The organism is Gluconobacter sp. P1D12_c (assembly GCF_018812105.1).
GTDB classification, from domain to species: Bacteria; Pseudomonadota; Alphaproteobacteria; order Acetobacterales; family Acetobacteraceae; genus Gluconobacter; species Gluconobacter oxydans_A.
The window spans coordinates 1-602 of sequence record NZ_JACSIQ010000184.1; the positions used below are offsets into that span (position 1 = coordinate 1).

The window sequence follows — 602 nt, forward strand, 5'->3', positions numbered from 1 at the left end:
CCATCAGCCAGAGCAATAGCTAAAGCCTTGGCTTGTTGCTTCTCCTGGTTCCACTGGTCCCGAGTTAAACGCCTACGACCTGGACCAATACGAGTTAAGCCAGAAGGCTTCCCGACCTTATCCCAATAACTGTCCTGCCAATCTCTAAACGATTGCTTATAGGCTTCATTTTGTTCCTTTGGAGATAACCCATCCGCCTTGGCCTTCTGCTTTGCACTATCCCCAGGATGTAAGCTGATCGCCTTCAAATCATMAGGAACGATGAAAGCATGAAGATGAGGAAAAGCCTCATCATCATGCCTGATGACTGTCTTCAACTGGTCCCCATACGTGTCCTGCAACCACTTGACCGACCGAGCTTGCCAACGCTTACAATCGGCATCCATCTCACCTGGCCAAGACAGAACAATGCACGCCATAGTATTTTGAGTGCTTCTGATTTTCCTGCTCTTGCCATTCTTCTGAACATCAACAGCACCATCGCAAGCCTGCTCATGCTCACGCTCAAGATCTTCTAAATCCTGACCAAAAACGAGAACCGGCTTGCCTGGATTTTCTACATGCAAACAGGCATCCGGATTTCTCCGTGTAGCCTCATCTAT

The 602-nt window shown here is 48.4% G+C and carries 1 protein-coding gene; it reads right to left on the reverse strand.

Annotated elements, in window-relative coordinates; all coding sequences use genetic code 11:
* The coding region (locus tag KP705_RS16230) for a plasmid recombination protein (protein ID WP_215764991.1) at positions 1-602 on the reverse strand (602 nt) is incomplete at both ends.